At 43.5% G+C, this 8347-nt stretch carries 8 protein-coding genes and 1 tRNA gene; all 9 read right to left on the bottom strand.

Going from position 1 to position 8347, the window contains the following annotated elements; translation table 11 throughout:
* Positions 1–21: 21 nt before the first annotated feature.
* The 9 genes from L2755_RS21500 to L2755_RS21460 all read right to left on the bottom strand — a co-directional run bounded on the left by L2755_RS21500 (position 22) and on the right by L2755_RS21460 (position 7932).
* Positions 22–97, bottom strand: a tRNA-Lys gene (locus tag L2755_RS21500).
* Between the two features lie 195 nt (positions 98–292).
* Positions 293–1015, bottom strand: coding sequence for a tol-pal system protein YbgF (gene ybgF / locus L2755_RS21495; RefSeq protein ID WP_248982692.1), 723 nt, complete (start codon positions 1013–1015; stop codon positions 293–295).
* A gap of 22 nt (positions 1016–1037) precedes the next feature.
* Entirely contained in the window at positions 1038–1574 is a 537-nt protein-coding gene (pal, locus tag L2755_RS21490; RefSeq protein ID WP_248982691.1) for a peptidoglycan-associated lipoprotein Pal, read from the bottom strand.
* A 23-nt stretch (positions 1575–1597) separates the two neighbouring features.
* The gene (gene tolB / locus L2755_RS21485; RefSeq protein WP_248982690.1) at positions 1598–2926 is read right to left on the bottom strand and encodes a Tol-Pal system beta propeller repeat protein TolB; all 1329 of its coding nucleotides are present in this window, start codon (positions 2924–2926) and stop codon (positions 1598–1600) included.
* Between the two features lie 9 nt (positions 2927–2935).
* Positions 2936–3871: a cell envelope integrity protein TolA gene (tolA, locus tag L2755_RS21480; RefSeq protein ID WP_248982689.1), complete on the bottom strand. Its 936-nt coding sequence runs from the start codon at positions 3869–3871 to the stop codon at positions 2936–2938.
* A complete protein-coding gene (tolR, locus tag L2755_RS21475; protein WP_248982688.1) occupies positions 3871–4308 on the bottom strand; it encodes a protein TolR in 438 nt (145 codons plus the stop codon). The genes tolA and tolR overlap by 1 nt, the downstream gene beginning before the upstream one ends.
* The gene (gene tolQ / locus L2755_RS21470) at positions 4308–4997 is read right to left on the bottom strand and encodes a protein TolQ (protein WP_248982687.1); all 690 of its coding nucleotides are present in this window, start codon (positions 4995–4997) and stop codon (positions 4308–4310) included. The genes tolR and tolQ overlap by 1 nt, the downstream gene beginning before the upstream one ends.
* A complete protein-coding gene (gene ybgC, locus L2755_RS21465; RefSeq protein ID WP_248982686.1) occupies positions 4987–5385 on the bottom strand; it encodes a tol-pal system-associated acyl-CoA thioesterase in 399 nt (132 codons plus the stop codon). Before ybgC ends, tolQ begins: the two co-directional genes overlap by 11 nt.
* A 390-nt stretch (positions 5386–5775) precedes the next feature.
* Positions 5776–7932 carry a prolyl oligopeptidase family serine peptidase gene (locus L2755_RS21460; protein ID WP_248982685.1) on the bottom strand — a complete coding sequence of 719 codons (2157 nt, stop codon included), beginning with the start codon at positions 7930–7932 and terminating at the stop codon, positions 5776–5778.
* Positions 7933–8347: the final 415 nt, after the last annotated feature.

Genomic DNA, 8347 nt, shown 5'->3' with positions numbered 1-8347 from the left:
AAAGCAAATCCACCTCAGAAGTGGTGGGCCGTGAAGGATTCGAACCTTCGACCAATTGGTTAAAAGCCAACTGCTCTACCAACTGAGCTAACGGCCCTTTCTGGTATTGCTTGTATCATTAACGCTTCATTTAGATTAACCAAACAATTCGCTTAAATACCCTCCGAAAGACGGTGTCTCTCTGAGGGCGCCTATAATACCTTTTTCATTTGCTCATGCAAGTGCAATTTACCCATTTTTCATCGTTTGCATGAAAAACAGTCTAAGAGGTTGTTTTTTGAATAAATCGCAATCAAAGTGCTGAAAGTTGCTGCTGTGCAATACGGGCTGCTGCGCTATTAGCATATTCCTTCACAACTTTCTGGTAATAAGCTTTCGCTCTGGCTTTATCACCGGTTTTCTCAGCAATCATACCAAGCTTAACTAAACTCTCGCCACGCTTGCCAGAATTTTCAAATTTATCGACCACGGTTGTAAATGCTCTAGTCGCAGCAACAAACTCGCTTTTATTATAGAGTAGCTGACCTAACCAATAGTTAGCATTGGGTGCATAACTAGAGTTTGGGTAGTTTTCTATAAATTTGGCAAAAGCAGGAATGGCAGCTTCGTACTTTTTCTCTTTCAGCACTAAGTTTACGGCTTGCTCATAGCTAGCCGTCTCACCCAAGGTTGAGCTTGCGGTCGATGTATTATTGCCACTGGCAATGACCATAGGTACTGTGGGCTTACTTGAGATATTAGCAATATCCTCATAAAGCTGACGCTGTCTTTGTAGCATCTGCTCAATTTGATAAGACTGTTGCTCACTTAATCCACGCAAGTCGAGGACTTCTTGTTGCAAAGCGTCTAAACGCTGCTGCATAGCAAACTCAGTTTGCTGTCTAGCTTTTACAATTCGCTCAAGACGAGCCACTCTATCGTCTGAAGAGCCACCAGCAACATCCTCAACTGGAGCAGGTGCAGCATGAGCTACACTCGCTAGGATGATTGCCGCTGATATCACGGCGTATTTCATAGGGTAAACCTTTTACCTAAAATTAATATACAAGTACTGCACGACGGTTTTTAGCAAAACCATCGTCGGTACGAGTAAGATCCATTGGCTTTTCTTCGCCATAACTTACAATACTCATTTGGCTAGGTTGAACACCCATACCTTGTAAATATTTTGCTACGGCTTTAGCACGGCGTTCGCCTAGTGCAATGTTGTACTCAGGTGTGCCGCGCTCATCAGCATGGCCTTCAATCATCACTCGAACATTTGGATGTTCTACAAGATAGTCACCATGGGCTTCTAACACTTCAGCAAATTGCTGAGAAACTGAACTACGATCAAAATCAAAATAGATGATGTGTTCTTTTCTTAGCTCTTGAAACTTAAGTTGCTGCTGTTCATGTGGTGTTAAAACTGGCGCTACGCCACCGGTTTCAACGCCATTATTAGCAGACTCACTTGTTGATGTTTCAGTAGAGCTAGTTGCATCTGTTTCAGACTCAGAAGTCGAGCTACAGGCACTGATAGCCATAATAGGAAGTACGACTAACATGGCTTTAAATAGCTTATTCAGATCCATTTTAAAATCCTTAATCTTTATAGTTAGAGAAATGGTGACCAAGAAGGTGATTTAACTTCACCTTGTCCGGCGGGTAATCTAGCCTTAAAACGTCCATCCATAGACACTGCGGCCAATACCTGTTTACCTTGGTATGTTGTTCCGTATATAACCATAGTACCGTTAGGTGCTAGGCTTGGTGATTCGTCGAGTCGTGTACTCGTCAAAACTTGCATAAATCGGGTTTCAAGATCCATTCTGGCGATATTGAATTTACCATTAGTACGATTTACAAAAACAATACTGCGTCCATCTGGTGCAATTGAACCACCGAGGTTCCACTCACCTTCAAACGTCAGCCGAGAAATTTTTCCTGAGTCTAAAAAAACTCGATATAGCTGCGGGCGACCGCCACGCTCCGATGTCAGTAGCAATGACTTTCCATCAGGGAACCAAGACGGTTCAGTATCAATTGCGTAATGATTAGTGACTCGCTTTAGTGCACTGGTTGCGATATCGACGACATAAATATCTGGCTGACCATCTTTCGACAACGTCACCGCTAACTTTTTACCGTCAGGAGAAAACACTGGGGCGCCGTTAATGCCGTTAAAGCTAGTGACTTTCTTGCGCGCTTGGGTATATATGTTTTGTACAAAAATTTCAGCTTTACGATTTTCAAAACTCACGTAGGCGAGTTGCTGTCCATCTGGCGACCACGAAGGTGACATCAATGGCTCCGGTGAACGTAACAACATCTGCTCGTTATAGCCATCGTAATCGGAGATCATCAACTGGTAAGGTGACTTTTCGCCATGTTTGACAACAACATAAGCGATACGCGTTAAGAATGCACCGCGAATACTGGTTAACTTCTCGTAAACCACATCACTAATACGATGCCCATACTGTCTAAACTGTGCAGCACTAATCACGGTTTCGCGGCTATCGATGACTAAGTCTTTAGCTGCTTGCGGACCCAGGTCAGATTGTAATTGCGCTTTAACCAAGTCAATTAACTCAAAACTAACTAAGTATTTATCAGCGCCATAAGGCTTTATGGATCCCATCACTACGGCTTCAGCAGGTTGCAACATCCAAGCTTTAGCATCAAATTGTGCCAACGTACTGATATTACGTTGCGGTAAGCTCAGCTCATCCGTCGGACTGAATGTACCGCTACGCGCTAGATCTGACATAACTACATCGGATATTTGTGACGGCATTGGGCCAGTTCCTTGCCAAACAAAAGGAACAACTGCTATCGGTCTTGCAGCATCAACCCCTTCGGTAATAACGATATCTAATGCCGCTTTAGCAGGCATGCTACAAATGAGCAGGGTTACAAGTAACCATTTCCCCAAAATCTTCATGTAACTCCTTTAATTGAATGCAGGTCTATAAATAATATTTAATTCTTTCAGCTTTTCATATACTGCTGGTTCACTCGACACCGGCAACTTTTGTAGCCTTTGAATCGCTGATTGTGTCGCAGTACATAAAGCAGGATCACCTTCGATAATACGGTTGGTAGTAACAAAACCATCCTTTGCCAGACGTACTAGCACTTTACAACTCTTCCCTCTCATGGACTCTTCTTGACGCACATTACGAGCAATGGTTGCAATAATCATCGCTGTGTAACGCTCAACTTCACTGGTAACCTGTTTATTACGCGTTTGCGACAATGCCACCTGCTCTGCAGCCAAAGCATCTTGCATCATCTGCTCTTGCTGTCGCCGGGCTTGCTCATCTGCTTTGCGTTTACGTTCAGCTTCTGCCTTACGCTTACGCTCATTTTCTGCTTTTAATGCCGCGGCTTCTTCAGCCTTACGTTTATCAGCTGCTTTTTTTGCAGCCACTTCTGATGCTTGGCGCTCTTTATCTTTTTGTTTACGATCGGCTTCTGCTTTTGCCGCTTTCTCTTTCTCTTGCTTCTGCCTTAACTGCGCGGCTTTAGCGGCATCATTAGCATTTCTTGTTTCAATCTCTTTTTGCTTACGTTGTAGCTCTAACTTTTTAATCTGTGCTTGCTCGCGTTCACGCTCTTTTCGAGCCTCACGAACACGCCTATCGGCTTCATCTTGACGGGCTTTCTCTTTACGCAGGACTTCACGTTTATCCGCTTTTAATTTCTCAACATACTCAGCGACTTTTTGCTGATCAACTATCACAGCCTGCACTGCTGGCGCACTGGCCTGAGGTAAAGGTTTAGGCTTGTCAGAAAAATCGACACCTAGCGCTAGAATAACTATCACGCCAATATGAATTCCAGCTGAAATTGACACTGGAATGGTTAATTCTGATTTAGCCGCCACTACTTATCCTCCGGCGAATCGGTCATCAAACCAACAGAGGGCACACCAGCTCTTTGTAATGCCACCATTAGCTGGATCACTTTTTCATAAGCAATACTGCGATCAGCTTTAACAACAACCGGACGTTCAGGCTCTAATTGAATAATCGCGCCAACGCGAATAGCAACCTCTTCAAGTTCAAGTACCTCTTTAGTACTCGAACTGCCCACATCCAAATAGTACTCCCCCATGGCGTCGATTGACGCAACCACTGGCGGTTTACTATCTGCAGGCAAAGACTCTGCAGCGCCTTGGGGCAAATCAACTTTAACCCCTTGGGTTACAATCGGCGCCGTCACCATGAAAATAATTAAAAGTACCAACATCACATCGATATAGGGCACCACGTTAATCTCAGCGACGGGACGACGGCGCTTCCTTTGGTAGCCTTGATGCATTATGCCGGTTCCTTCTCGCTGTATGCTTGGCGATGTAAAATACTGGAGAACTCTTCCATAAAGTTAGCGTAAGACATCTCAATCTTATCCACTTGAGTAGTGAAACGGTTATAAGCAATAACGGCAGGAATAGCGGCGAACAGGCCCATTGCCGTTGCAATCAAGGCTTCTGCAATACCGGGAGCGACCATGGCAAGCGTGGCATTTTCAACCGCGCCCAGTGCGATAAAGGAGTTCATTATCCCCCAAACCGTGCCAAACAGCCCAATGTAAGGGCTAGTAGAACCTATCGTTGCCAATAGCGGCAGATGAGTTTCAAGTTTTTCCATTTCACGAGAAAGAGACACTCGCATTGCACGGTAACTTCCATCCATAACGGCTTCAGGCACTCGTCCGTTTAATTTATTCAAACGGGCGTACTCTTTAAAACCTGTCACAAACAGTGCTTCAAGACCGACGTTACGATCCTGACGCGCAGACAACTCTTGATAGAGTTTATTGAGATCAACACCTGACCAAAATTTATCTTCAAATTTGAGCGCTTCTCTTTTTGCTGCCGTTAATAGGTTACGACGTTGAAGGATCACTGCCCAAGAGGCAATTGATAAACTAAGTAAGGTCAGCATTACAAATTTAACTAAAAAACTTGCTTGTAAAAATAATCCAATAATAGAAATATCAGCTTCCACCGTTAAACTCCTGGGCAATATTTTGCGGAATGGCTCGGGGTCTCATACGTGATAATGCGATGCAGGCAACTAAGATTTCAGCCTCGCAATATGTAACGCCCTGTTCATCAATTAAACGCTGTTTAAACACTAACGACGCTTTCTTTAGTTGTATGACCTCGGTTTCGACCATAAGGTTCTGTTCAAAACGGGCAGCTTTACAAAAATCCACTGCGGCACGCTTTACAACAAAGGCGATATCATCGGCAAGTAGAGCCGTCTGACTTACCCCCATCGCTCTTAACCATTCAGTTCGCGCACGTTCAAAAAACTTTAAATAATTGGAGTGATAAACAACGCCACCCGCATCGGTATCTTCGTAATAAACGGAAATAGGCCAACGAAACATATAATGATATCGCCATTTAATCAGATAAAATAGGAGGCCCACTATACCTAGCCAGTATGCAATTGGGAATGGCGATATGAGATAAGCCGTGCGGTTCTTCATAAAATTTTGTTAATAATCTTAAAGGATTATTACATCTATACCTGTTCTAGCTGAAGAAGTGGGATTCTGCATGTTGACCAGTGACAACGTTAACTGAGGACCATTGCGCCAGTATTAACGATATTGCCACCGTTTGTTTTGGCCTTTACTTTTATGCTCTTGCTTTAACTGAGGTGCTTAGCTGTCGTTTTTTGGGCAAAAGAAAGGGAAGCCTAAGCTCCCCTTCTAATCAACTAACTTCCAAATCTAAGCCTGAATCCAAACCTAGCCCTAAAGCCAAAGCAAAACCTATTGCGCGATTTTGGCGGGAATATTTAGACCAAAGTTATGCCATAAGAAACTATAGATATCAGCAAACTCATCAATTTTCATTGCGGTTGGCTTACCAGCACCATGGCCCGCTTTAGACTCTATTCGCATAATAACAGCCGCATCGCCTTGTTGTTTCTCTTGCATCATGGCGGCAAATTTAAAGCTATGCAGTGGTACAACTCTGTCATCATGATCGGCGGTCATCACCATTGTGGCCGGATATGATTGCGCTTTTACGTTGTGGTATGGCGAATACGCATAGAGTGCAGCAAATTGCTCTGCATTATCTGCACTGCCATATTCACTGGTCCACGCCCAACCGATGGTGAACTTTTGGAAACGTAGCATATCCAACACACCTACCGCAGGCAGCACTGCAGCAAACAGCTCTGGACGCTGAGTTAATGCCGCCCCCATCAACAAACCACCATTACTACGACCATAAGCCCCTAGCTTTGTACTATTGGTGTAATTCTCATTGATCAAGTACTCAGCAGCGGCATAATAATCGTCAAATACATTCTGTTTTTTGTCGAACATACCTGCTTGATGCCAGCTTTCACCGTATTCGGCGCCGCCACGAAGGTTAGGCACGGCATAAACACCCCCCATATCCATCCATGCAATATTTGCTGGACTAAAACGTGGAGTTAATGAAATAGCAAAACCACCATAGGCATAAAGCAGAGTAGGATTGTTGCCGTCTTTCTTCATCCCATTTTTGTATGAGATCATCATCGGCACTTTCGTACCGTCTTTACTGCTATAAAACACTTGCTCTGAGGTGTAATTATCCGGCTCGAATGAAACCGTTGGTTTTGAATAAAGTGTCGACTCACCGGTTTTAAAATCAAACTTGTAAGTGGTTTGCGGTTGAGTGTAGCTATTGAATACATAGTAGAAGTAATCTTTGCTGCGTTTGCCATAAGGCCCAGCAACTTTTCCTTTACCGGGTAAAGCAACGTCTTGGCGCTTATCGCCATTCATGCTGTAAATCGTTAGTTTGCCAAGAACGTCATGCAGGTAGCTCACAACGATGTGGTCATTAACGATAGCAATATTGCTTATTGGGTCTTTCAGCTCAGGAATAATGGTCTGCCAACTGTCCTTGCTGCTTTTATTGACATCAATTGCAATCACTTTACCGTTTGGTGCGTGATAATCGGTCTTAAAGTAAAAAGTCGATTTATCGTTACCGATAAAGCTGTATTCCGCCTCCAAGTCAGGAATGAGTTCAACGACTTCTGCTTGCGGGTTTTTCAATGATTTATAAAAGAAACGGTTACGGCTGTCAGTACCTTGCGAGATATAAAGCAGCAGGTAATCGCCCTTTTCAGTCACTTCAATCCCAAAGCCCCAATCTTTATTTTGCGGTCTTTCATATACCAAGGTGTCTGCTGACTGGCTGCTACCAATTTTATGAAAGTACACTTTCTGATTAAAGTTAACATCGGCGAGCGCATTGCCACCTTCAGGCGCATCATAGCGAGCATAATAAACGCCACTGTTGTCGCTATTCCATACCGCACTGGAAAACTTTATCCAATCTAACTGATCCGTTAACTTCTTCCCCGTTGCAACATCAACAAAGTGCCAGGTTTGCCAATCAGAACCTGATTTAGAAACACCGTATGCCAGCGTTGTACCATCATCACTTACCGACGTACCCGACAGTGCAATAGTACCGTCAGATGAAAACGTATTTGGGTCCAGCAACACTTTCTCGTTACCCTTTGCATCTTTCACAAATAATACAGACTGTGCTTGCAGGCCATTATTGCGATAGTAAAAGGTGTTAGTGCCCTTTTCATTTGGCGCAGAAATTTTCTCAAAGTTCCACAACTCAGTAATGCGATCAACAATGGCTTGCTTATTTTCAATGGCGCCCAAGTAAGCTTTGCCATCTTGCTGTTGCTGCTTCACCCATTGCTGAGTTTTATCTGACTCAACTTCTAAATAACGGTAAGGGTCGGCAACCTGAATACCATGAATGGTTTCAATGACACTGTCTTGGTCCGCTATAACCGCTTCAGCCTGTGGTTCTTCTACAGATTGTGATTGGCATCCGACAATGGCAATCCCTAAACCGATAGCCAATAACTGTCTTTTGGCAAAAAAAGAATTAATTCGCATTATTTATATCCCTGATTCACTTATCCGTAGTGCAACACACCTGAAATGGCTGACTAGGTAAGCTTTTTTATTAAGTTGCCATAAATGGCCATTTTCAAGTTGCACTATACAAACTAATAAAAAACAGCGCAAAAAATTGTTGTAGCCCTAGTTCGGCTTATGTCACTGAACAATCATTAATAATCTAGCAACATAGATTAACGATATATTATGTAGAATTATGCATGAAACGTGACTAAGGACTCGTTAAGTGGCCTCCAGAGCGGTGAAACCGCCAAAACAGCCCCTTGCATTCATTAGTAAAACTAATGAATGCGTTGAATTATTCTAGTTTGTCAGCTTCGCATTCTCGCCCTATAATTCGTCTCGTTTTCAGGAAGTGTCTGCCTAGCAGATTCGGAAACAAAGAACTCTT

The sequence above is a fragment of the Shewanella abyssi genome (assembly GCF_023284025.1).
GTDB classification, from domain to species: Bacteria; Pseudomonadota; Gammaproteobacteria; order Enterobacterales; family Shewanellaceae; genus Shewanella; species Shewanella abyssi.
Note: the sequence above shows the minus strand (reverse complement) of the source record. Positions and strands in the feature narration are given on the sequence as shown.

Bases quoted from the DNA above. Each gene is read 5' to 3' on its own strand.
- ybgF (WP_248982692.1), bottom strand. From the start codon at position 1,015: ATGAAATACGCCGTGATATCAGCGGCAATCATCCTAGCGAGTGTAGCT.
- pal (WP_248982691.1), bottom strand. From the start codon at position 1,574: ATGGATCTGAATAAGCTATTTAAAGCCATGTTAGTCGTACTTCCTATT.
- tolB (WP_248982690.1), bottom strand. From the start codon at position 2,926: ATGAAGATTTTGGGGAAATGGTTACTTGTAACCCTGCTCATTTGTAGC.
- tolR (WP_248982688.1), bottom strand. From the start codon at position 4,308: ATGCATCAAGGCTACCAAAGGAAGCGCCGTCGTCCCGTCGCTGAGATT.
- ybgC (WP_248982686.1), bottom strand. From the start codon at position 5,385: ATGTTTCGTTGGCCTATTTCCGTTTATTACGAAGATACCGATGCGGGT.
- L2755_RS21460 (WP_248982685.1), bottom strand. From the start codon at position 7,932: ATGCGAATTAATTCTTTTTTTGCCAAAAGACAGTTATTGGCTATCGGT.